21 protein-coding genes and 2 tRNA genes are annotated in these 23471 nt (G+C 34.3%); 17 read left to right on the top strand and 6 right to left on the bottom strand.

Going from position 1 to position 23471, the window contains the following annotated elements; translation table 11 throughout:
* Positions 1-102: 102 nt before the first annotated feature.
* From BM227_RS06820 to BM227_RS06810, 3 genes are all read right to left on the bottom strand, one after another.
* Positions 103-177: transfer RNA gene (locus BM227_RS06820), tRNA-Gly, on the bottom strand.
* A gap of 24 nt (positions 178-201) precedes the next feature.
* Positions 202-288 (bottom strand) — tRNA-Leu (locus BM227_RS06815).
* An 89-nt stretch (positions 289-377) separates the two neighbouring features.
* Positions 378-653: an HU family DNA-binding protein gene (locus BM227_RS06810; RefSeq protein WP_092912411.1), complete on the bottom strand. Its 276-nt coding sequence runs from the start codon at positions 651-653 to the stop codon at positions 378-380.
* A 177-nt stretch (positions 654-830) separates the two neighbouring features.
* Between BM227_RS06810 and BM227_RS06805 the strand changes: the two genes are divergently transcribed.
* From BM227_RS06805 to BM227_RS06790, 4 genes are all read left to right on the top strand, one after another.
* Entirely contained in the window at positions 831-3302 is a 2472-nt protein-coding gene (locus BM227_RS06805) for a flagellin N-terminal helical domain-containing protein (protein ID WP_092912409.1), read from the top strand.
* A 75-nt stretch (positions 3303-3377) separates the two neighbouring features.
* Entirely contained in the window at positions 3378-5567 is a 2190-nt protein-coding gene (locus BM227_RS06800; RefSeq protein ID WP_425431717.1) for an FtsK/SpoIIIE family DNA translocase, read from the top strand.
* Positions 5568-5702: 135 nt separating this feature from the next.
* Entirely contained in the window at positions 5703-8276 is a 2574-nt protein-coding gene (gene acnB, locus BM227_RS06795; protein WP_092912406.1) for a bifunctional aconitate hydratase 2/2-methylisocitrate dehydratase, read from the top strand.
* 50 nt (positions 8277-8326) lie between these two features.
* Positions 8327-8695, top strand: coding sequence for a hypothetical protein (locus BM227_RS06790; protein WP_092912404.1), 369 nt, complete (start codon positions 8327-8329; stop codon positions 8693-8695).
* Between the two features lie 8 nt (positions 8696-8703).
* Here BM227_RS06790 and wrbA read toward each other — a convergent pair whose 3' ends face one another.
* Entirely contained in the window at positions 8704-9315 is a 612-nt protein-coding gene (gene wrbA, locus BM227_RS06785; protein ID WP_092912403.1) for an NAD(P)H:quinone oxidoreductase, read from the bottom strand.
* Positions 9316-9510: 195 nt separating this feature from the next.
* Here wrbA and BM227_RS13340 point away from each other — a divergent pair, with 195 nt between their 5' ends.
* The 10 genes from BM227_RS13340 to BM227_RS06740 all read left to right on the top strand — a co-directional run bounded on the left by BM227_RS13340 (position 9511) and on the right by BM227_RS06740 (position 16961).
* On the top strand, positions 9511-9753 hold the full coding sequence (locus BM227_RS13340; RefSeq protein WP_092912401.1) for a DUF6868 family protein: 243 nt from the start codon (positions 9511-9513) through the stop codon (positions 9751-9753).
* A gap of 30 nt (positions 9754-9783) precedes the next feature.
* Positions 9784-10572 carry an SDR family oxidoreductase gene (locus tag BM227_RS06775; RefSeq protein ID WP_092912400.1) on the top strand — a complete coding sequence of 263 codons (789 nt, stop codon included), beginning with the start codon at positions 9784-9786 and terminating at the stop codon, positions 10570-10572.
* A gap of 84 nt (positions 10573-10656) precedes the next feature.
* Positions 10657-11124, top strand: a complete 468-nt coding sequence (locus BM227_RS06770; protein WP_092912398.1) for a tRNA (cytidine(34)-2'-O)-methyltransferase — start codon at positions 10657-10659, stop codon at positions 11122-11124.
* Positions 11121-11270: a hypothetical protein gene (locus tag BM227_RS12740; protein WP_177202011.1), complete on the top strand. Its 150-nt coding sequence runs from the start codon at positions 11121-11123 to the stop codon at positions 11268-11270. The genes BM227_RS06770 and BM227_RS12740 overlap by 4 nt, the downstream gene beginning before the upstream one ends.
* Positions 11267-11710 carry a D-aminoacyl-tRNA deacylase gene (gene dtd, locus BM227_RS06765; protein ID WP_092912396.1) on the top strand — a complete coding sequence of 148 codons (444 nt, stop codon included), beginning with the start codon at positions 11267-11269 and terminating at the stop codon, positions 11708-11710. Before BM227_RS12740 ends, dtd begins: the two co-directional genes overlap by 4 nt.
* A gap of 4 nt (positions 11711-11714) precedes the next feature.
* Positions 11715-12005 carry a cupin domain-containing protein gene (locus tag BM227_RS06760; protein ID WP_092912395.1) on the top strand — a complete coding sequence of 97 codons (291 nt, stop codon included), beginning with the start codon at positions 11715-11717 and terminating at the stop codon, positions 12003-12005.
* Positions 12006-12058: 53 nt separating this feature from the next.
* Positions 12059-12577 carry a hypothetical protein gene (locus tag BM227_RS06755; RefSeq protein ID WP_092912393.1) on the top strand — a complete coding sequence of 173 codons (519 nt, stop codon included), beginning with the start codon at positions 12059-12061 and terminating at the stop codon, positions 12575-12577.
* 59 nt (positions 12578-12636) lie between these two features.
* Positions 12637-14688: a glycine--tRNA ligase subunit beta gene (gene glyS / locus BM227_RS06750; RefSeq protein ID WP_092912391.1), complete on the top strand. Its 2052-nt coding sequence runs from the start codon at positions 12637-12639 to the stop codon at positions 14686-14688.
* A gap of 57 nt (positions 14689-14745) precedes the next feature.
* Positions 14746-15849, top strand: coding sequence for a methyl-accepting chemotaxis protein (locus tag BM227_RS13415; protein ID WP_143089709.1), 1104 nt, complete (start codon positions 14746-14748; stop codon positions 15847-15849).
* On the top strand, positions 15846-16961 hold the full coding sequence (locus BM227_RS06740; protein ID WP_092912388.1) for an NAD(P)/FAD-dependent oxidoreductase: 1116 nt from the start codon (positions 15846-15848) through the stop codon (positions 16959-16961). The genes BM227_RS13415 and BM227_RS06740 overlap by 4 nt, the downstream gene beginning before the upstream one ends.
* A gap of 52 nt (positions 16962-17013) precedes the next feature.
* Here the strand turns inward: BM227_RS06740 and cysS are convergent, their stop codons facing one another.
* The gene (cysS, locus tag BM227_RS06735; RefSeq protein ID WP_092912387.1) at positions 17014-18417 is read right to left on the bottom strand and encodes a cysteine--tRNA ligase; all 1404 of its coding nucleotides are present in this window, start codon (positions 18415-18417) and stop codon (positions 17014-17016) included.
* The gene (murJ, locus tag BM227_RS06730; RefSeq protein ID WP_092912385.1) at positions 18404-19813 is read right to left on the bottom strand and encodes a murein biosynthesis integral membrane protein MurJ; all 1410 of its coding nucleotides are present in this window, start codon (positions 19811-19813) and stop codon (positions 18404-18406) included. The genes cysS and murJ overlap by 14 nt, the downstream gene beginning before the upstream one ends.
* 84 nt (positions 19814-19897) lie before the next feature.
* Between murJ and BM227_RS06725 the strand changes: the two genes are divergently transcribed.
* From BM227_RS06725 to BM227_RS06715, 3 genes are read left to right on the top strand one after another with little or no spacing between them, the layout of a single operon-like run.
* Positions 19898-21829, top strand: a complete 1932-nt coding sequence (locus BM227_RS06725; RefSeq protein ID WP_092912383.1) for a flagellar assembly protein A — start codon at positions 19898-19900, stop codon at positions 21827-21829.
* A complete protein-coding gene (ruvA, locus tag BM227_RS06720) occupies positions 21830-22393 on the top strand; it encodes a Holliday junction branch migration protein RuvA (protein WP_092912381.1) in 564 nt (187 codons plus the stop codon).
* Positions 22394-22420: 27 nt separating this feature from the next.
* Positions 22421-23467, top strand: coding sequence for a D-alanine--D-alanine ligase (locus tag BM227_RS06715; protein ID WP_092912379.1), 1047 nt, complete (start codon positions 22421-22423; stop codon positions 23465-23467).
* Positions 23468-23471: the final 4 nt, after the last annotated feature.

Here is a 23471-nt window from a genome sequence, read left to right as displayed (position 1 = left end):
TTAGTGTTATACAAGAAGATTCAAAAGTATAATATGATTTTAATTCAAACTGTTTAGCAAAAGAGTTTGTAAAAAAAAGAAGAAGTAAAAAAAATATGAAGATGGAGCGGGAGACGGGGGTCGAACCCGCGACCCCAACCTTGGCAAGGTTGTGCTCTACCACTGAGCTACTCCCGCATTGTAGAATCTCATTATTATGAATGGTACCGAGGGCCGGACTCGAACCGGCACGGGCTAATGCCCACCAGATTTTGAGTCTGGCGTGTCTACCAGTTTCACCACCCCGGCTACTGGCACCCTTAATAATCACGAGCGAAATTTTATAGATTTTATACTTAAATGCCGATTAAACATCGGCATTTATTAAAAAATTCAGATTATTTAGCAACTGCGTCTTTAAGATTTTTTCCAACTTTGAACTTAACAGCACGTGTTGCAGGAACATCAACTACACGATCAGTGCCCGGTACTTTCGCTTTTCTAGCAGCACGTTCAGCCGTACTGAATGTACCAAAACCAATGAAACTTACACTTTTTCCATCTGCAAGAGCTTCTGTTATTGTTTCTAAAGCTGCATCAATGACTGCTTCAGTATCTTTTTTTGACAAGCCCGCTTTTTCCGCAACTGCTTGAACGAATTCAGCTTTTTTCATATGGCTATCCTTATAAGAGATTTATGCGCTCATTGTACAATGTTTTATTTCAAATTGCAAGAAAATTTATATAAAAATTAAACTAAATCTCGTTAATACCGATATTACTACTAAATGGAACTAAATTTGCTTGTAGGTTTTTGAGTATCTTTGTAAATAGAGAGAAAGAGGTGTAAGATGCGTGTAACTCAAAATAATTTTTATAATAGTTTTATTTATGATCAGCAAAATTTTAAAACTGAACTTAATACAGTAAACAGACAAATATCATCGGGACTGAAAATAAAATATGGCTATGAAGACACTTCAGTTTTTGCAGATACATTAAGACTTGACTATGAAGAGCATTCACTCAATCAAGTTGTAAATGTAGCTACTGATGCACAAAATTTTGCAAATAACACAGATAGTGTTATGTTTCAGTTTACAGATGCGCTTACACGCTTTAAAACCCTCTTGGTTCAAGCAGCTAATGGCACAAATGATGATAATAACTTTTATGCCATTAGTAATGAGTTGGAATCTTTAAAAGATAATATGATAAATCTTGGAAACACCTCTATAAATGGACGCTATCTATTTTCAGGCAGTGCTACTGATGTTAAACCGATTGATGCAAATGGAAACTATTATGGTAATGATAAAACATTAAAAGCTGTAGTTGGTGCAAATGTTGAAGTTCCATACAACATTCCAGGAACAGAACTATTTTTTGGTGAAGACAACAACTACCACAGAACTGTTACAACAAATGTACCACTTTATAAAAAAATTGATTATGATAAAAAAGAGTTAGGGTTGACAGATGTTCGTCCAGATACTCCAGAGTACATTACTACAGAAAATACTCTTGAAGAGATGACTGGATGGGAAGGGGATGTCAGTAACGATAATAAAATCTACTTTTATGTAACTGGAAAAGATTCAAACGGTAAAAGTTTTAAAGATATTATGGAGTTTGACAAAGATATAAAAGTAGATGAGTTATTAGAAAAAATAGGAAATATTTATGGCAATACACCTACAAACAAAGTAGTAAATGTTACGTTGAATAATGGAAGAATAGAGATACAAGATAAACAAAGTGGCAGTAGTATGCTTGATTTTTCAATGGTTGCTTCTGATAAAAAAGTAACTGATATTAGAGAGACTTTACAAGATCCAGATGCACATGTAATGTTTTTTAATTCAGGTGAAAGAGCACCAGATTTTGCACTCTCTACAATTGCAAGCAGTAGAAATACAGATGTTACTAACAGTTTCATACTAAATACTCTCTTTTTAGATAAAAATTCTCAAAAGCAGGCAGACTTAAATACAAAACTTAAAGATATATTTCCTTCAGACAATGATGGCTCAAACAATGATGATGTAAAAAGTATATCATTTAGTGGAAAAGATGTAAATGGAAACAATGTAAATGGTTTTATTAATATAGATGATACTGCAACAATGCAGGATCTATTAAATAAACTCAACACTACATTTGGGGTAGATGCTGTTTTAAATGAACAAGGTCGTATAGAGTTGGTTGACAGCAGTGGAAATAATGGAGATAACTTTTTTATTGACAGTTTTTCAACAATGAATGATGTTAATGGCGGAGGCAGTGCTATTGATGGGCTTAGAAGTGAAGTAACAGTTGAGAGTAATGACTTTACCAAGAGTGCAAATATGCTTTTGTCAAGTGTTTCACAAATAGTAAAAGCAGATAACAGCTATGCTGTTGACTCAACCAAACTTGTAGATGTATCTGCTGGAAGTGATATTGATAATTTATCTTTAGATATGGATTTAACAGATAAAGATGGCAATAATGTAGCAGCTAATATCTTTAGAGATAGTGCAGATGGCGGAAAGATAAAAGTAAGAGTTGATACAGATAAAGATGGAACTTGGGATAAAACTTTTACAGTTAAAAATGCAGATGGTACTGATACAGTTGAAGATAGTGTAAATGATATTCATCAATTCACTATGAAACAGTTAACAGATGTTGTATCTGTAGTTATGGCTGGTAAATATAATGATATAGATTATACTACTACTCCACCATATACATATACAGATGCTGTGGATAGTGCTAGAAAAAGTGTAGATACACGTTTGGATGATAAAGGTAGAATTGTAATAGAAGATAAAACCAAAGCTGATACGAATATGAGAATTTCACTATTTGACAGTAATAGTTATGATTATACTCCTGATGCTGATGGCAAATATACAAGCAGTCTTTTTACTTTTCAATCAAATAATTCATTAACTATAGATGATCCTAAACACGATTTTTTTGCTTCATTAGATGAAGCCATAGAAGCAGTACGTTTAGGAAGATTCAGACCAGATGGAACTGATATTGTAAGTTCTAGAAATATTGGTATAGAGGGATCATTAGAAAAAATTGATCATGTTTTAAATCATTTTACTAAAGAGCATACAAAGATAGGAGCAATGTCTAACAGATTGGGATATGCTGTAGAGAGAAATGAAACATTGAAAATTAATGTTCAAACTCTTAGATCTGATATTTTAGATACAGATATAGGAGAGGCTTCAATGAGATTAAATCAATTAACACTTAATTTTCAGGCACTCTATTCTACAATTACAAAAATAAATAGCTTATCGCTGGTCAATTATATGAAATAATCGTATAATTACACTCTAAATTTTTGTAAGAAGGAATTAACAATTTTTAGGACAGCTTTTTTAATTACAGTAGCAATATGTTTAATTTATGGGGCAATTTCGACTGTTTTTCCTCAAAGTGGAATAGTTGGCACATTTGGTACCTATATTGGTACACATAATCTAAGACTTTTTGGGTACTTGGGTTATGTTGATTTTATTTTTCTTACTATAGCTCTTTACAAACTGCATAAGTTAAAAAGTTTTAAAGAGTTTGACTTTGAGAGATTTTCTGCTTGGGTACTCTTTATTTTTTCTCTCCTTATATTGCAAGCTCTTGTAGTTGATAAACCTCAAAATGGGTGGATAGGTGAAAGTATTGTAAGTTTTTTACATCCTTTTGTTGGTATTGCAGGAGTATGGCTCTTTTGGTTGATGACTATAACATTATCGGCTATCATTTTATGGGGAGATAATATTTTAGATAAACTTTCCAATCTAAAGAGAATAAAAATAAGCAGTAGTACGCCTTCAATTATAAAAGTACCAAAGCCTGCAAAAGAGGAGATAAAAAATAGAAAAATTAAAGAAGAGACAGTAGAAATTGAAGAAGATATAGAGATTGAAGAACCTGAAATAAAAGTAGTTGCAGATATTGATAAAAAAGTTATAGAAGAAGATAAGATTGTAGAAGAAACAGTAGATTTGGAAGAAGAAGAGACGATTGTACCTGAAATAGATAATGCAATAGATAATACAATTGACAAAAAAGATAATAAGAAAAATGATAAGAAAGAACACGCATCTATAGAGATTGTTCAAGAAATTGAAGAGAATAAAAAACTGCTTGAACAGATTGATATTGGTGAACAGGAGAAGCCTAAAAATTTCAAACTACCAAAATTAGACTTTTTACAAAAACCTCCAAAACGAACCAATGAAGTAAATGAAGCAGAAATAGATGCAAAGATAAGTGATTTGTTGGAAAAACTTATCAAGTTTAAGATAGAGGGTGATGTTGTACGTACATATGCAGGACCGGTCGTAACTACATTTGAGTTTAAACCTGCTGCTCATATTAAGGTTTCAAAAATTTTAAATTTGCAAGATGACCTTGCAATGGCACTAAAAGCTCAAACTATCAGAATTCAAGCACCAGTTCCCGGTAAAGATGTAGTTGGAATAGAGATACCTAACAAAGAGGTTGAAACAATCTATTTAAGAGAGATTTTAGAGGATAATATTTTTAAAAAGTCAAAGTCACCTCTAACAATTGCATTGGGTAAAGATATTGTTGGTAAGCCTTTTGTAACAGATTTGAAAAAATTACCACATTTATTGATAGCAGGAACTACGGGTAGCGGAAAAAGTGTTGGAATAAATGCAATGATTTTGAGTCTTCTTTATAGAAACTCTCCAGATCAGTTGCGTCTTATGATGATAGACCCAAAGATGCTGGAGTTTTCTATCTATAATGATATTCCTCACCTTTTGACCCCTGTAATTACACAGCCTAAAAAGGCGATAACTGCTCTGTCAAATATGGTTGGAGAGATGGAGCGTCGCTACCAGCTTATGAGTCAAACTAGAACAAAAAATATTGAAACATATAATGAAAAGGCTAAAAAAGAGAATCGAGACCAATTACCATATATTGTAGTTGTTATCGATGAGTTAGCTGATTTGATGATGACAGGTGGTAAAGATGTAGAGTTTTCTATTGCAAGGCTAGCTCAAATGGCTCGTGCAAGCGGAATTCATCTTATTGTAGCAACGCAAAGACCAAGTGTTGATGTTGTTACTGGACTTATTAAAGCAAATCTTCCTTCACGTATAAGTTATAGAGTAGGGCAAAAAATTGACTCTAAAGTTATTTTAGATTCAATTGGCGCTGAGTCACTTCTTGGAAGAGGTGATATGCTCTTTACACCTCCTGGTGGAGGAGGGTTGATTCGTTTGCATGCCCCTTGGAGTAGTGAAGAGGAGATTGAAAACATTGTTGAGTATCTAAAAGCTCAACGACCTGTTGAATATGATGAGCATTTTTTAATTGAAGGTGATAGTGAAACGGAATCAACAGGTAGTGTTGGTACTGTTGATGATATTGATCCACTTTTTGAGGAAGCAAAACAGATTGTCTTAAATGATAAAAAGACAAGTATCAGCTATCTTCAGCGTCGTTTGCAGATTGGTTATAACCGTGCCGCAAGAATAATAGAGCAACTAGAGAGTATGGGAATCATTTCTGCTCCTAATGCAAAAGGGCATCGTGAAATTATTGGTTGATTTGATTTAACTTTTAAAATAAAGTTACAATTTTACACATAGGTATAATTTTAGTGTTACAATATGTTACAAAACTGCACTGACCCATCTCCATTCTGATAAAATTATCTAAACCAAAATAATGAAGGAGAAATAATGGGTTTTATGGCCGATTATGAAAAGCATGTAAAAGAGCGTGAAGCACTTGGTGTACCTCCGCTTCCTCTTACTGCAGAGCAGACAGCACAGGTAATTGAGCTTCTAAAAGAGATTCCTATTGTTGAAGAGGAAAAGCTTCTAGATCTTTTACAAAATCGTGTTCCACCGGGAGTTGATGATGCTGCATATGTTAAGGCTGCATTCTTAAACGATATTGTTCAAGGAAAAGCTAAAACTGCTGCTATTTCTCCAGTTAATGCAGTTAAAATGCTTGGTATGATGCTTGGTGGATTTAACGTTAAGCCACTTGTTGACGCTCTTGCACATGAAGATGCTGAAGTTGCACAAGAGGCTGCTAATCAGTTAAAACACACTATGCTTGTTTATGATGCATTTAACGATGTTAAAGAGCTTGCTGACAAAGGCAACAAATATGCAAAAGAGGTTCTTGAGAGCTGGGCAAATGCTGAGTGGTTCCTAAGCCGACCTGAACTTCCTGAAGAGATTACTGTTACAGTATTTAAAGTTCCTGGTGAAACAAATACTGACGATCTCTCTCCTGCAAGTGAAGCATTTACAAGAAGTGATATTCCTTTGCATGCAAACAGTATGCTTGTTGCTAAAATGGATGATCCACTTGGTACTATCAAAAAACTTAAAGAGAAAGGTCACCCAGTTGCATTTGTAGGTGACGTTGTAGGAACTGGTTCTTCTCGTAAATCTGGTATTAACTCTGTTCAGTGGCATATTGGTGAGGATATTCCTGGTGTTCCTAATAAGCGTACTGGCGGTGTTATTATTGGTGGTATTATTGCTCCTATCTTCTTTAACACAGCAGAAGACTCTGGTGCACTTCCAATCGAAGCTCCAGTAGAAAATCTTGAAACTGGTGATGTTATCACTGTTAAGCCTTATGAAGGCAAAATCCTTAAAAATGGCGAAGTTGTAAGTGAATTTAAACTTAAGCCAAATACACTTCCAGATGAAGTTCGTGCAGGTGGACGTATTCCACTTATCATTGGACGTAACTTAACAAGAAAAGCTCGCGAAGCACTTGGAATGGGTGAAGAGAATATCTTTGCACGCCCTGAACAGCCAGAAGGTAAAGAGGGTGTAGGTTATACACTTGCACAAAAAATGGTTGGACAAGCATGCGGTATGGAGGGTGTTCGCCCAGGTATGTATGTTGAGCCTGAAGTTAAGACAGTTGGAAGTCAAGATACTACAGGTGCTATGACTCGTGATGAGATTAAAGAGCTTGCTGCGCTTAGCTTTGGTGCTGATCTTGTTATGCAGTCTTTCTGTCATACAGCTGCTTATCCAAAACCGGCAGATATTAAACTACAGCACACATTGCCTGAGTTTATTACAAGCCGTGGTGGTGTTAGCCTTCGACCTGGTGATGGTGTTATCCACAGCTGGCTAAACAGAATGGTTCTTCCAGATACAGTTGGTACTGGTGGTGACAGCCATACACGTTTCCCAATCGGTATTAGTTTCCCTGCAGGTTCTGGTCTTGTTGCATTCGCAGCAGTTACAGGTACAATGCCTCTAAATATGCCTGAGTCTGTTCTTGTTCGCTTCAAAGGTGAATTGCAGCCTGGTATTACACTACGTGACCTTGTTAATGCAATTCCTTACTATGCGATTAAGCAAGGATTGTTGACTGTTGAGAAGAAAGGTAAGAAAAACATCTTCGCAGGTCGCGTTCTTGAGATTGAAGGTCTTCCATTCCTTAAGTGTGAGCAGGCATTTGAGCTTTCTGATGCATCAGCAGAGAGAAGTGCTGCAGCTTGTACTGTAAAACTTGATAAAGAGCCAGTTATTGAGTACATCAACTCAAACATCAAGCTTCTTGAAGCTATGATTGATAACGGTTATGAAGATAAACGAACTATTCAGCGCCGAATCGACAATATGAAAAAATGGCTAGAAAACCCTGTTCTTCTTGAAGCTGATGAGAATGCAGAGTATGCTGCAGTTATCGAAATTGATCTTAACGACATTACTGAGCCAATTGTTGCATGTCCAAATGATCCAGATGATGTTGCAACAATTAGTGAAGTTCTTGCTGATCCAAAACGTGCTAAGAAGATCGATGAAGTATTTGTTGGCTCTTGTATGACAAACATAGGTTTATTCCGTGCTCTTGGTGAAGTTCTAAAAGGTAAAGGACAAGTTCCTACAAGACTTTGGATCACTCCACCTACAAAAATGGATGAGAAACAGCTTATCGAAGAGGGTTACTATGCAATTTATGGTGCAGCAGGTGCGCGTACTGAGATTCCTGGATGTTCACTATGTATGGGTAACCAAGCACGTGTTGCTGATAATGCAGTTGTATTCTCAACTTCAACACGTAACTTTGACAACCGCCTTGGTAAAGGTGCACAAGTTTATCTTGGTAGTGCAGAGCTTGCAGCTGTATGTGCGATTCTTGGACGCATTCCAACTAAAGAAGAGTACCTTGATATCGTACCTCAAGCAATCTCTGGCAAGGAGGAAGATGTTTATAAATATCTTAACTTCCACCTTGTTGACAAAGAGACACTTGAGTATATGGTTAGCTAAGACTAATAGACCGGGCATATGCCCGGTCATACTTTATTAAAGACTTCAATATGAAAAAACTCCTCTTCTTACTCTTTATGAATCTATCTCTTTATGCAACACTTCTTAAATTTGATCAAATTGATACTTCCATTCTTTCAAAAAAGGATAGTTCTTATGTAAATGTAAAGCTTTCAATTGTGCTGCAGGGGCGTGATCTTGAAGAGCATCAAATAGAGCTTATGGATGTTGTTCAAACAGTTATTGGAAATTTTTTGGCTGAAGTACTTATAACAGCAAAAGGAAAAGAAAATTTTAAAAAGATGATAGTAAACTTGGCCGATAAACAGTACGGAATAGAAGTAGATTTTGTATATATCCAAAATATCCGTATTGAATCCGATCCGCTAGAAAAATGTCGTAAACTTTTGAAAAAGTGATACTAAAACTATTGTACAAGTTTTGATGTTATTGTAGCAATGTGCCTGCCTTGAAATCTTGCACCATCAAGTTCATTTTCATCTGGTATGCGAGAGTTATCTGCTCCTGCAATAGTACTTGCTCCATAAGGTGATCCGCCACGAATTTTATCTACCCCCATCTGTCCTTGAAATGAGTAGGGCAATCCTACTATGATCATTCCTTGATGTAGCAAAGTAATGTGACAGCTAAGGATGGTAGACTCCAAACCACCGTGTTGTGTAGATGCACTGGTAAAAACACCTCCAACTTTTCTTACTAACGTTCCATCTTTCCAAAGCTCTCCTGTTGAATCAAAAAATTGACGCATCTGTCCGCACATATTTCCAAATCTTGTAGGTGTACCAAAAATTATTGCATCTGCAGATGCTAACTCTTCCAAACTGCAAATTGGTATATGGGCAAATACTTTTTGCGGTTCTATGGCTCCCATCTTTTCTAACACCTCTGTAGGGAGTGTCTCTGGTACACGACGCAACTCCACTTCTGCTCCTTCAACCATTTTTGCCCCCTCAGCTACAGCTTGTGCCATTTGGTGAATATGCCCATACATTGAGTAGTAAACTACTAATATCTTCATAATATGCTCCATATAAAATTTATTTATCAGTCATCTTAACATATCAACATAAATTAAGCATCCACTATTTTATAACTTTATATTTAATTAAGGTTCACCTTTGTTATATAAAAATTTATAATTAATATAATAATGAGTTGTCAATTTACAAGTATGTAGGTAAACTTAAACAGATTTATTATTTAAAGGCAAGCTATGAGTATAGAGACAATAAGAGAGTTTTTGGGTTGGTCCTCTTTAATCAATATAGGGGTATTGTTATTCTATTCAATGTTCATAATTTTATGGAGAAGTAAAATAGCACCTATTCATATGAGAATATTTCAGTTGGGTGAAAATGACGTATCAAGAGGATATTTTCAATATTTATCATACTACAAAATTTTGATAATTATTTTTAATATTGTTCCATATTTTGCTTTAGTAATTATGGATTAGTCTATTTATATAAAAAAGAAAGAGTTTGTAATGGAAAAGTTAATGAAAAAAAGAGTATTGATAACAGGTGCAGGTTCTGGATTTGGTAGAGGAACTGCTTTTGAACTTGCAAAAAGAGGTTATGATGTGATTGCATCTACCCAAACAGATGAACAAAAATCTCTATTAGAAGAGGATGCAAAAAAAGATAATATTGCTCTTACTGTTAAAAAACTAGATATTACTGATGCTAATGATAGATTGCAAGCAGAAGAGTGGGATGTAGATATACTTATAAATAATGCGGGCATTGCTGAATCAGGACCACTTGCTGAAATACCAATGAAATATCTTCGTGAAAATTTTGAAGTCAATGTGTTTGGTACTATAGCACTGACTCAAAGTATTGTTAAAGGAATGATGAAGAAGGGATTTGGTCAGATAATCATTGTCTCTTCTGTTGCTGGACGTATGACTGCTCCCTATTTGGGTTCATACTGTATGACTAAACATGCTCTTGAAGCAGCTGCTGATGTTCTACACGCAGAGTTGAAGCCTCATAATATCAAGGTAAGTGTGATTGAACCAGGTACATATTCAACAGGGTTTAATGAACGTATGAATCAATCTAAGTATAAATGGTATGGAAAAAACTCTATTTTTGCTTCAGATGATAAGGCTATCAAGGATGTAGAAGCTTGGGTTGAGAGTGATCAGTCTGATCCTTCTGAGGTTATTGATAAACTTGTAGAGATTGTAGAGAGTAAAGATCCAAAATTTCGCATTTGCATACCAGAAGCGTGGGAAAAAAGAGTAAGAAGTGTAGTTTGTGAAAAATAGTAATTATCTAAGTTAAAGTACTTTTATTGGGGGATCAATTTTTTTAGCTACAATTTTAGCAATTTATTTTGGAGCAATAGAAAAATGGTAAATATAGTACTCGTTGAACCAAAAATTGCCCCCAATACTGGGACTATAGGACGGCTTTGTGTAAATATGGGCGCATCTTTGCATCTAATAGAGCCGTTAGGATTTGTAATAGAAGATAAACGATTAAAAAGAGCAGGGCTTGATTACTGGCATAAACTCAATCCTACTATCTGGCCATCATTAGATGCTTTTATGAAAGAGCATGGCAATAAAAGAATGTGGCTTGCAACTACAAAAACAGACAGACCATATTTTGAAGTTGAGTTTAAGCCTGGTGATTTTTTGCTTTTTGGCAGTGAAACAACTGGACTTCCAAAAGAGTTGCTGGATGCAAATAAAGAAAAGTGCATTACGATTCCGCAGACTCCTGAGGGAAGAAGTTTAAATATATCCATAAGTGTAGGTATCATTGCATATGAAGCTGTAAGACAAAATTTTGAAACTTTTAAAGGATTGATGTGAATGGATTTATGGATGTAATTATGATAATTGGTTTTGTCCTCTTTATGGTTTGGATAATAAGAGGATACCACGCAAATAAGTATGAAGAGCGTTATGGTGATAATGGTAGTGAGTCTAACCAAAAGCAGATGGAGGATAAAAATTGATAGCCCTTTTGCAACGTGTTAGCCGCTCTAAAGTAACTGTAGATGGTGAAACTGTTGGAGAGATTGGTTTGGGTTACAATATTTTGCTTGGTGTACTTAAAGAAGATGATGAGGCAGATATAGAAAAACTGGTGCAAAAAATCGTAAATTTAAGAGTATTTGCTGATGAAAATGGCAAGATGAATAAAAATATTTTAGATGTTAAAGGTGAGGCACTTGTAGTTAGCCAGTTTACACTTGCCGGCAATGTTAAGAAGGGCAGAAGACCAAGTTTTGATAATGCTATGCCGCCAGATGAAGCAAAAAGGCTTTATGAAGAGTTTTGTTTGCAACTTGGCAAACATATAGAGGTTCAAACAGGCAAGTTTGGCGCAATGATGGAGGTTGAGATCATTAATGATGGACCTGTAACATTCATCATAGACTCCAAGGAGCTTTGAGCAAATGGCTAAGGTTGTCAAAACTTCCATAACAGATGAAAAAAAGATAAAAGAGATTTTAGAAAAAGAGGGATATTTCAATATTTTTAAATGGTGTGACAGTGAAGGGACCAAATATCCTGAACATACTCATCCACATTATGAAGTGCGTTGGATTCTATCTGGACATCTACAAATTATTGAAAATGGTAAAACAATCGATCTATTCCCTGGTGATAGAATGGAAAGTGTTGCAAATACTCCGCATAGTGCTTATGTACCAAAAGATGTTTGCTATATCTGTGCAAGTCGTTAAAATAAAAAAATTTTAACCGATATATTTTCCATAAAGTTTATGGAGAAATAGAAATGATGCATATAAACTCTCTCAACTCTACATCAAATGCTTTTTCATTCGAATTAAAGACAAGCTCAGGTGATGAGGTTTCACTATCTTTTTATGACAATAAAAGTGTCGAATTTGATGCAAAGGAGAGTAGCAGTGAGCGCTCTTTTTCTATGAGACTCAGACACGAACTTGGGTATAGCTTCTCTTACAAAGGTGATGGCATCAGCGAACAGGACCAAAAAGAGATAGAAGAGGCTATGAAAAAGATTAAGCCTTTATATCAGAAGTTTTTGGAAAATGTAAAAAAGAGTGATGAAATCCCTGGATTTAAAGAGATTACAAACTTCTCTCAAGTAATGCGAAACAATATGCCTAAATTGGAATCACCAGATTCACAAGAGTTCCTAAAAGATAAAACAGTAGATGCAATGGATGAAGTTTTAGATATTTTTGAAAAGAGCCAAAAATTACTGGAGAGTACAAAGAGGCTTTTTGACAAACTCTTTGAGAATATGGATGGCTTTGATTTTTATGCATAATTTTGTCAAAAGCGCATTTTTGATAAAATCGGGTCAATTTTTTAGAAAGTGGAGACGCTATGACCCAACCCCTTCTTATTGAAATCGGTGTAGAAGAACTACCAGCTGTTCCTCTGTTGAAAATAGTTGATGATATAGAAAAGTCTTGGGTGAAGATCCTTGAAGAGAATCGACTGTTATGTGAATTTGAGTTTTCATATACTCCTCGTCGACTTGTTTTATGGCATTCAGAGTTTTTGAAAAAACAGCCAGATAGCGAAGAAGAGCTTTTTGGACCTCCTGTGCATATAGCATTTAAAGATGGTGAACCAACTCGTGCAGCTGAAAGCTTTGCAAAAAAGTGTGGAGTATCAATAGATGAGTTAGGTAGAGGCCAAAAGGGTGGTAAAGAGGTACTTTACTATAAAAAGAAGATTGAAGGCAAAGATAGTGAAGAGCTGCTTAATGAAATGGTAAATGCCTGGATCGCTTCTATGCGATTTGGGAAAATGATGCGCTGGGGCAGTTTAAAAGAGGAGTTCATTCGCCCAGTTAGATGGGTTCTTGCTCTTTTTGGAGAGAGTGTGCCAAGTATTGAACTTTTTGGTGTAAAAAGCTCTAACACAACACGTTTACATCGCCAGGTATCTTTTGACCCAATTAGAGTTGATTCACCTAAAGATTACTTTGATGCACTAAAAGATGGTGGTGTTGAACTATTTGCCGATAAGCGTCGTGAAAAGATTTTACAAGGATTTGAGTCCATAGAGAAAGATGAAGGAGTCTCTGTAGGGCGTGATGAGAGCCTTTTGGATGAAGTTGTTGCTATTACTGAGTATCCAACACCACTTATTGGTCGATTTGATGAAAGTTTCTTAAAACTTCCGCCAGAAGTCATTATGACAAGTATGAAAGAGCATCAACGCTACTTTCCTGTCTTTAAAGATGGGACTTTGCATAACAGTTTTGTTGTTGTATCTAATGCCAAGACAGATGATTTTAGTCAAGTAATTGCAGGCAATGAGCGTGTTTTAAAGCCAAGACTAAGCGATGCAATGTTTTTTTATGAAAATGACCTTAAAAATGGTCTTAATCCTGAAGGATTGAAAAATATCATCTTTATGGATGGTCTTGGTTCAATGTATGATAAGAGTGTTCGTGAAAGTGTTATTACAACAAAGCTTGCTGAAGTTTATGCCGACAAGCTTGAAAAAGAGACATCCAAAGATGCAAAAGAGCTTAAAGAGTTGGCATCTCGTGCAGCAATGCTGGCAAAAGCAGACTTGCTTAGTGAGATGGTTTATGAGTTTACTGAATTGCAGGGAATTATGGGATATTACTATGCAAAAGCACTTGGAGAAGATGATTTGGTCTCTCTCGCTTTGCGTGATCAGTACCTTCCAAGCGGTGAAGATAGTGACTTACCTGCAAATCTTTTTGCTGCACTTTTAGCTATTGCATATAAATTTGATAATTTAATGGCACTATTTTCTGTAGGTAAAATTCCTACAGGATCACGTGACCCGTTTGCTCTTAGACGTGCTGCGGCTGGTATTATACGTATTGTTACACACTTTGACATAGCGTTTAATATTACTAAGATGGTTGAGACTTTTAAAAATGAGTATGCAGATTTTGACCTTAATGAACTTGAGAAATTTTTTAATGAGCGTTTTTATAAAGCATTAGATGCCAACCCTTCAATCATTACAGCAGTTTTAGCTAGCGGTGAGCGTGATGTAAATGAGATTGTCAAGAAGGTAAATGCTCTTAAAAACATTGTTGAAAGTGATGAATTTAAAGAGATATTCACTACTTTTAAACGTGTTGCAAATATAAGTAAAGATATTGATCTTGAATGTGATTTGAAAGTAGATAAGACTCTTTTTGAAAAAGAGGAAGAGAGAGATTTATTTGAAGCATTCCAATCTATAACCCAAAAATCTTATGATAATTATGAAATGAAACTAGATGCACTTTTTTCTCTTAAACCAGAACTGGATCGTTTTTTTGACAATGTTATGGTAAATGCAGAAGATGAAAAATTGAGAGTTAACAGACGAGCTATTGTTGGTTTAATATATAAAGCATTCAAAGATATTGCCGATATAAAAGATATAGCTTTTGATTAGTTTTTCTATTAATTAGGAAAACTAATCTTATAATTTTAAAAAGAGAGGTAAGTGTTTATGTTTTTTAATAATAAAGCTATCAATAAATTAGAAGAAGAGAATAGAAAGTTAAGAGAAGAGATTGAAAGATTAAGAGAAGAGAATGAAAGGTTAAATGATAGCTTAATAAATATAAATAATAGAAAAGATATAAATAATAGAAAAGATGATAACTTTAAAAAATTAATGAAGTATGAAAATGAAAATTTAAAAATAGGACTTTTTGATGTTCAAAATAATTTATCTAGCAGTATAGAACAGACTAAAAACATAATAGATAATTCAGATGAAGTTATTACAGATATGAAAGGTCTTTTAGATAGTGCAAAAAATGTTGTAGAAAAATTAGACCAATTAAATCAGATTTCTCAAGATAGTGCAGTAGCATCATCTGCACTATCTGAAAGAGCAAATGAGATAACAACTATATTATCGTTAATTAAAGATATAGCAGATCAAACAAATTTACTGGCATTAAATGCAGCAATAGAGGCAGCGCGTGCTGGTGAACATGGGCGAGGTTTTGCAGTTGTTGCTGATGAGGTTAGGCAATTGGCTGAACGAACAAATAAGGCAGTTGGAGAAATACAAATAGTAATACAGTCAATGGGACAAGATGTATTACAAATGAATGATTATAACAGTATATTAGGCAAGGGTATAGTTGAAAGTAATGAGTATATATATGAATTAGAGAGTAAGCTGTCGGAAGAGGTAATGGTTATTGAAAAATCTTTTAAATCTTTATATAGTGCAGCAGATAGAGTTTTTATGAGCCTTGCCAAGTTAGATCATATTATTTGGAAAGTTAACACATATCTTTCAGTAATAGAAGGAAAAGGGGTATTCAACTTTGTTGACTACCATAATTGTAGGCTTGGAAAGTGGTATTATGAAGGTGATGGCAAAAGAGGCTTCTCGAAAGTATTAAGCTATAAAGACCTTGAAACTCCTCATTCTGGTGTTCATAATGCTACAAAACTTATATTTGATGTAATAAAAAGATCACCTGAAGATATAAAAGAGATTGAAAAACATTTAATGGCAATGGAAGAGAGTAGCAAAAAAGTTTTTGAAGTATTAGATAAAATCTTACAAGAAAAAGATGAGACATTTAATTGAAACAAGAGAGATTTGATGCAATAGTCATTGGTGCTGGTATAGCTGGGCTCAGTGTTGCTTATTGGTTGAAGGAAGCAGGTCAAAAAGTTCTTATATTAGAAAAAGATAGTCTACTCTCAGGAGCTAGTGGCGCGGCAGGTGCTTTTTTATCTCCAAGGCTGGGAAAAGGTGGAGACCTTCAGCTTGTAACTAATAAAGCATATCTTTTTGCACTAGATTTTTACAAAAAAACTGTTCCTAAAGGCTTTTATCAGAAGGGTTTGGTACGCATTCCAAAAGATGATAAAGATGCTGATGAATTTGAGGTTTTTAAGAGACATTTTGAGCTTTCTTATAAGTGGTGTGAGCCTAAAGATTTTCCTTTTATCTCCTCTGAATCTTTGAAAAATGGTGCATTCTACTTTGAACATAGTGCTTTTGTAGATCCAATGACAGTAGCCAAAAAGCTTATAACTTCTATTGATGTTCGATTTGGTTATGAAGCAAAACCTATTTATGAAAATGGATTTTGGCATATAGGTGAATTTACAACTAAAAACATAGTTTTGGCTACAGGGGCAGATAATTTACCTGTTGAAACTCCTTATATTACAATAGGTGGAGTTTGGGGAGAACGGGTTGATGTTAAAACATCAGCAAAAGTTCCTGTAACTGTACACAAAAAACTTTCAGTATCTCCTAATATTGATGGAATAGTAAGAATAGGTGCTACTCACGTAAGAGATGATTCTCGTAGTGAGATTGAGCGGATAAATCAACTGATTCAAGATGCAATTGAATTAGTTCCAGAATTGAAAGGGTGTGAGTTAGTTAAGATCTATTCAGGGCATCGCTCTGCTGTTAATGATCACTTTCCAATTGCTGGCAATTTGGCAGATGCAAATGAAGCAAAAAATAGATTTAAACCACCATATAAAAATATAAAATTAGAGTCTGAAGAGATCCCTTATTTGTCTGGATGCTACATCATAGGAGGTTTTGGAGGTAGGGGATTTGTATTTGGACCTCTAATTGGAAAAATGTTGGCAGATAAAATATTGAAAAACAAATCTATTGATCTAACTGTTTCTACAGATAGATACCTTGTTAGATATTTGAAAAGATCAAATTAGCTTATTTAATTGCACTATCGGTAATAGTAGATAGTGCAATTATTACCTCTTATTACTCTGCTTTCTCCCAAACAGTACCGTTAGGTGTATCCATTAACTGAATTCCCATAGCCAATAGTTCATCTCTAATTGCATCTGCTTTTTCAAAATCTTTAGCTTTTTTAGCCTCATTTCTCTCTAAGATTAAAGATTCAATTTTTGAAATCTCCTCTTTACTTACTCCTAGCTGGAAGTATGCAAATGCATCTTTACCTCCAACTCCAAGAACTTCATTAAGCCAGTCGATATTTGCTATAACACTCTGTTTAAAGCCTTTATCTTTAGGGTTTAGGTCAAGGTGTTCATTTGCAGAAGTTACCATCTCATCAACAATGGCTAATGCTTTTGAAATATTAAGATCATCACTTAGTGCATCTAGCATCTCTTTTTGAAAGTTAGAATCGACTCTACCTTTTTTCACTCCATAAAGACGCTTTTTTAGACGATATATCTTATCTAGACGTTTCTTTGATGCTAAAAGATCCTCTTCATTGAAGTTAAAGTTTGCCCTGTAATGTGTGCTTAAAAGATAGAATCTAATTATCTCTCCATCGTAAGCTTTAAGTGCATCTTTTACAAAAAAACTATTGCCCAAGCTTTTACTCATCTTTTCACCATCAATGGTAACAAAGCCGTTATGCATCCAATATTTTGCCAATTTTTGATGTGTAGCACACCTTGTTTGAGCTGCTTCATTTTCATGGTGTGGAAAGAATAGATCTGCACCGCCACCGTGGATGTCTATGGCATACTCTTCATCTTTATAGGCTAAATACTCATCGATCATTGCTGAACACTCAATGTGCCATCCAGGTCTTCCTCTTCCAAAAGGTGAGTCATAACATACATCATTTTGCTTGCAAGCTTTCCAGAGAGCAAAATCTCTTAGATGACGTTTTCCCTCTTCATGTTCAATGCGAGCTTGTGCATCTTCATCATCACTGCATCTATGTGATAAAGAGCAGTAAGCACTATCTTTTGTTGTATCAAACCATACAGTACCCTCATCACTTTGATAAGCAAATCCATTCTCAAGAAGTTTTGAGATCATACCTATAATAGCTTGAATTGAGGTTGTTGCACGAGGTGAGATATCAGCATCTTTTACATTAAGAGCTTTCATATCATTGATATAATGCTCAGTATATCTCTTTGTAATAGATTCAATCTTTTCACCAGTTTCAATAGATTTTTTAATGATCTTATCATCAATATCTGTAAAGTTTCTTGCAAATGTTACATTAAAACCTAGTTCTGTAAGCGTTCTATAAAGTAGATCAAATGCAATTGCACTTCTAGCATGCCCTAAATGAGCATCATCATAAACTGTTGGTCCACATACATAAAGACGTACTTGATCCTTTTTTAATGGTTCAAATGGAACTTTCTCTTTCTTTACCGAATCATAGATAACCATGAATAATCACCTTAAGCCCCCACGCAGCCACTGCAGATACAATTATAAACAGTAGTGATAAAGGAGCAAATTTTGATCGAATTATATCGAAAAAGATCTCATTACCTACTGCTTTAATTGTTAGAATAAACAGAACCCAACCTCCAATACTGCTTGCAAGTGCTAAACCAGGTGCTGCAAATGGTCCTATGAGAAGAATTGAAAATAGAATATTTACACCAAGAGACTTTGCTGCAATTTTGGCAGCTTCTGCTTGTCTTTGCATTGCATAAAGCCATAAAGAGAAGAGTTTTGCCAAACCAAATGGCATAAGCCCAACCATATACATTACCATTACCTCTGCACTGTTTTGTGTATCTGTATGATCAAATGCACCTCTTTCAAAGAGTAGCCATATAATCTCTTCAGAGAGTATGACAGCTATCGCAGTTGCACCACCAAGCAGACCAAAAAGGATCCAAAATACTCTTTTTGATTGAAGTTTTGCTTCATCAAACTCTTTGCGTTTTAAGAGTTTGCTAATACCTGGGAAAAGTGCAGTAGAAGCTGCTGTAGCAAATAGTGCTAAAGGGAGTTGAAAAAGGCGATTTGCATAAAAAAGATAGCTAATAGAACCGCTTACCAAAAAAGAGGCAAGCCAAGTATCTATAAAAGAGGAGATTTGTGCCGTAGAGTTTCCTAAAACTGAAGGAAAAAATGCTTTACTGAAACGTGAAATATCATTTTTTAAAGCCTCTCTCTTTTTTTTCATATACTTATAGCCACCAACCAGCATAGGACATAAACCAATCTTGCGAATCATCCATATATGCACTAGTAACTGTAATGCTCCACCTATCAAAACTGAGTAACTGAGTGCATACACAATAGTTTCAGGATCATCATGTCTAAAAAGTACTAATGCTGAAATCATTGATATATTTAAAAGAACTGTTGAAAATGCTGTAGTCGCAAAATGCTCTTTATATTGCAGTAAGGATGCCAAAAATGTGACAAGAAAAATAAAGTCTAAATAGTAAAAATTTATTGCTACTAGAGGAGATGCGGCTTTTATTGTATCGTCATTAAAACCTATAGCTATAAGTCTAGTTACTTCTGATGAAAAGAGTGTGACAAGCAGTGATACAAACATAAGAAAAAAGAAAAATCTTATTAGAATAGATACAGCAAAAACTGAAGGGTGTCGTGAAGATATAAATGTAGGAAGGAAACTTTGAACAAATGCACCCTCTGCAAAAATTCTTCTAAACAGATTAGGTAGTTTAAAAGCTACGAAAAATATATCTGTAAAAATATTAGCCCCTAAAATTGAAGCCATAAGAAGATCACGAATAAATCCAAATATTCGAGAAAGTAATATTCCTGCACTGTTAGTGAATATAGATTGTAACCTCATAGTATTGAACCTTAGGTATAATTGATGCAATTTTAACTATAAATAGATTAAAATACTTCTACTTAGTATGTTTGGAGAAATATTATGGGATTATTTGATGTATTTAAAAGTTCAAAAGATTCAAAAAGTTCAAAAGCTAAAACAAAAAATGATGACTTTACTCCATTTGTAATTAAAACTGATAATATTTCTCAGGCATTACATAATGCAGCAAAGAAATATTCACTTAGTACTGCTAGACTTGATTTTATTTTATTAAGTTATCATACATTGGTAAAAATGGATCCTAATGATCCAGATTGGACAGAAATAGAGCATAGAGACTGGAATAATTTTAATCAACCTAAAATTATTTTAAATCCAAATGTTTTAATAAAACAGACATACGAGATCGAGATAATTAAACATAAAGAAGAGCCTTGGTGTAGGGACTTACAGCTTCATATAATGACAAATAAGGAAAAAAACAGAATTTCAGCTATTTTAAAAGCTGGTTCAAAACTTATTGAAACTGAAGATCTATTTAATAAATTAAAAAATAATATTCATAAGCAGATGATGAGGGCTGGTATGCTAATAGAGCTATGGGAAGTTGATTATGATAATGCTCTTAATGAAATATGTGCTCAAGTTCGTGTTAATAAGCAGTATTTAGTTCCAGAAGATATAAAGTTTGATGTAGCACAATGTTATCCATCAATACAGTCTATAGATAGTCAATTAATTATGCATTATAAAAATAAACAAGATTCCGTAGATCAAAATGATAGAATAGACTATAGCAAGAGAGGTTATGTTCAAGCAGTTGAAAAAGGTGAGATGATAATTGAATATATAAAAGCAAAATCAGGCATTCCTGGAAGAAATTGTAAAGGTGAATTTATACCTGTTGCACCTCCTAAAGATAAAGAGAGACCTAACTTTAATGTTTCAGATAATATTGCAGTTATAGAAGATGAATCTAAGATAATTTATAAGGCACAAAGAGGTGGATATGTTGTATTTAACAACAATACATATGATATTCAAGATGAGATGCAAATTGATGAAGTAAGTTTTAAAAAAACTGGTTCTATAGATGCAGGAGTTGAAACTGAAGTAAAACTTCATATACACGAAAAAGATGCAATTAAAGATGCTATTGGAACAGGTTTAGAAGTTGAAGCTGAAGAGGTAAAAGTTGAAGGTAATGTAGGAGCTTCAAGTAAAGTTACTGGAGAAAAAGTTTATATAGGAGGTCAAACTCATAAAACTTCTGAAATTTTTGCTAAATATGCAAAAATAAATGTTCATAAAGGTTTTTTAAGAACAGAAACAGCTGAAGTTACACGGTTGGAAGGTGGAAAAGTAGAAGCTAGACATGTTAAGGTTCAGCAGGCTATTGGAGGAGAAATTAAAGCAATGGATATTGTTATTAATAAAATAGGTTCCAATGTAAAACTTTATGCAATATCATCAATTGAAATAGAAGATATGCTCGGTGAAAATAATAAAATTGTAATTGATGCTAATGAAATACCTGTTTATAATAAAGAGTTAACAGAATTAAAAGAGAAGAAAGAAAAACTCAAAAAAAAGATCAGAAAAATAGAGGAAGAGCTTTCAAAGCTTAATAAAATAAAAGAAAAATCTGAACCAGCAGTTAAAACTTTAAAACAAAAAATTGTACAAGATAAAGCTAAAGGTATAAAACCACAAACTTCATTTATAATTAAAATTAAACAATTTCAACAACTCATAGAAAAAGTTGAAGAGAAAAATCTTGAATATACACATTTAAAAGATGAAATGAAAATTATAAATACTAAACTTTTAACATATCAAGAGATGGTTTTAAATGCTAAAATTATAAATAGAGGTGTTTGGAAAGATTTTACTGAAGTAGAATATCAACTTTTAAATCCACCTCAGCGAATTACATATTACCCAAAAGCTGGAGAAAAGAATCAAGAGTTGTATTTGAAGGAACAAGATGATGGAATGTACCAAATTTTGGCAAAAAAGGCTTCTAACTAAATGATTGTAGGCATTAAAGGAAAAATAGAAAAAAAAGATCCAACTCATCTGCATATATTGACAAGCAGTGGATTGATTTATGAAGTTTTTGTATCGTTACATTGTAGTGCAGCGATTAAAGAGAGTGAAGTTAAGCTTTATACAACACACATCATTAGAGAGGATGCTCAACTGCTTTATGGCTTTTTAGATATAAACGAAAAACGCATGTTTGATACATTAATTAAAATTAATGGAGTAGGTCCAAAGGTAGCAATGGCAATATGCTCTACCTTTACTCCTCAAACATTTGCACAGATTGTTGAAAGCAAAGATGTAGGAATGCTTAAGCGTGTTCCTGGCATAGGACCAAAAAGTGCAGGTAGAATTCTAGTTGAGCTTGGAGGATTCTCGTTAGAAATTGCCGGTGAGTCAAACCCTGCAAGCAAAGCACACAATGAAGCAGCAATGGCACTTGAAAGTTTAGGCTTTAAAAAAGAGCATATTACAAAGGTACTTTCACAGTGTATAGGAAGCGATACAGAGAGCCTTATTAAAGAAGCGTTAAAAAAATTGAGTAAATAGTGTTTAATAAGAGGAGATTTTTTTAGAATGAGACTAGCTATATTATTTGGTGGTATGAGTTTTGAACACGAAATAAGCATTGTAAGTGCAATAGCTTTGAAAAAAGTTTTGAATATGCCACTTACATTTATATTTCTGGATGCAGATGGAAGTTTTTATCTTATTCCGGCTAATAGTATGAAATCGAACCATTTTAGCTCAAAAAGCTATAAAAAAGATGAGAAAATATATTTGACAAAAGGTGGTTTTGAAAAAAGAGGACTTTTTAAATCAAAGCCTGTTAAAGATTTTGATACAGTTTTAAATCTTGTCCACGGAGGGCAGGGAGAAGATGGTACAGTTTCAGCACTGCTTGATTTCTACTCTATCCCTTATATAGGTCCCAGAAAAGAGGCTTCAGTTCTTAGTTTTAACAAATGGCTTACAAAAATGTATGCCAAAGAGATTGGTGTTGAGTGTTTGGATTATCAGATTGTTTCAATTAATGATAAAAGAGAGATAAATTTTGACTATCCGGTAATCATCAAGCCGCTTAGACTTGGCAGTTCAATAGGTGTTAGCATCGTTAAGTCAGCCAAAGAGTTAGACTTTGCACTTGATGTTGCATTTGAGTTCGATGATGAAGTTCTTGTTGAGCCTTTTGTAGAAGGTATCAGTGAATATAATGTAGCAGGTTGTAAAGTAGGTGATGAGTGGATACTTAGTCGTATAGAAGCACCACAGAAAAAAGAGTTTCTCGATTTTGAACAAAAGTATCTCGATTTTTCAAGAACAGAAAGTGTAAATAGTGCCAAAATTGGCTCTGAATTGGAAAATAGTCTAAAAAATAGTTTTAAAACTGTATATGGTTCAATGTTTGAAGGGGCGTTGATCCGCTGTGACTTCTTTGTAAAAGATGGAAAAATAGTTCTTAATGAGATCAATCCTATTCCTGGATCTATGGCAAACTATCTTTTTGATGATTTCACTTCAGTTTTAACTAAACTATCTTCACATTTGCCAAAAAATAGAGTAATTAAGCCTGATTATGCTTACATAAATCAAGTACAGTCAGCAAAAGGTCCTAAGGTTTAAAACA

Origin of the sequence: Hydrogenimonas thermophila (assembly GCF_900115615.1) — a bacterium.
GTDB lineage: Bacteria > Campylobacterota > Campylobacteria > Campylobacterales > Hydrogenimonadaceae > Hydrogenimonas > Hydrogenimonas thermophila.
This window is presented reverse-complemented; position numbering and strand designations above follow the sequence as displayed.

Bases quoted from the DNA above. Each gene is read 5' to 3' on its own strand.
- BM227_RS13415 (WP_143089709.1), top strand. From the start codon at position 14,746: ATGTTTTTTAATAATAAAGCTATCAATAAATTAGAAGAAGAGAATAGA.
- BM227_RS06755 (WP_092912393.1), top strand. From the start codon at position 12,059: ATGATGCATATAAACTCTCTCAACTCTACATCAAATGCTTTTTCATTC.
- BM227_RS06810 (WP_092912411.1), bottom strand. From the start codon at position 653: ATGAAAAAAGCTGAATTCGTTCAAGCAGTTGCGGAAAAAGCGGGCTTG.
- BM227_RS06770 (WP_092912398.1), top strand. From the start codon at position 10,657: ATGGTAAATATAGTACTCGTTGAACCAAAAATTGCCCCCAATACTGGG.
- BM227_RS06725 (WP_092912383.1), top strand. From the start codon at position 19,898: ATGGGATTATTTGATGTATTTAAAAGTTCAAAAGATTCAAAAAGTTCA.
- ruvA (WP_092912381.1), top strand. From the start codon at position 21,830: ATGATTGTAGGCATTAAAGGAAAAATAGAAAAAAAAGATCCAACTCAT.
- BM227_RS06775 (WP_092912400.1), top strand. From the start codon at position 9,784: ATGGAAAAGTTAATGAAAAAAAGAGTATTGATAACAGGTGCAGGTTCT.
- murJ (WP_092912385.1), bottom strand. From the start codon at position 19,813: ATGAGGTTACAATCTATATTCACTAACAGTGCAGGAATATTACTTTCT.
- BM227_RS06760 (WP_092912395.1), top strand. From the start codon at position 11,715: ATGGCTAAGGTTGTCAAAACTTCCATAACAGATGAAAAAAAGATAAAA.
- glyS (WP_092912391.1), top strand. From the start codon at position 12,637: ATGACCCAACCCCTTCTTATTGAAATCGGTGTAGAAGAACTACCAGCT.
- acnB (WP_092912406.1), top strand. From the start codon at position 5,703: ATGGGTTTTATGGCCGATTATGAAAAGCATGTAAAAGAGCGTGAAGCA.
- BM227_RS06805 (WP_092912409.1), top strand. From the start codon at position 831: ATGCGTGTAACTCAAAATAATTTTTATAATAGTTTTATTTATGATCAG.
- BM227_RS13340 (WP_092912401.1), top strand. From the start codon at position 9,511: ATGAGTATAGAGACAATAAGAGAGTTTTTGGGTTGGTCCTCTTTAATC.
- BM227_RS06715 (WP_092912379.1), top strand. From the start codon at position 22,421: ATGAGACTAGCTATATTATTTGGTGGTATGAGTTTTGAACACGAAATA.
- cysS (WP_092912387.1), bottom strand. From the start codon at position 18,417: ATGGTTATCTATGATTCGGTAAAGAAAGAGAAAGTTCCATTTGAACCA.
- wrbA (WP_092912403.1), bottom strand. From the start codon at position 9,315: ATGAAGATATTAGTAGTTTACTACTCAATGTATGGGCATATTCACCAA.
- BM227_RS06790 (WP_092912404.1), top strand. From the start codon at position 8,327: ATGAAAAAACTCCTCTTCTTACTCTTTATGAATCTATCTCTTTATGCA.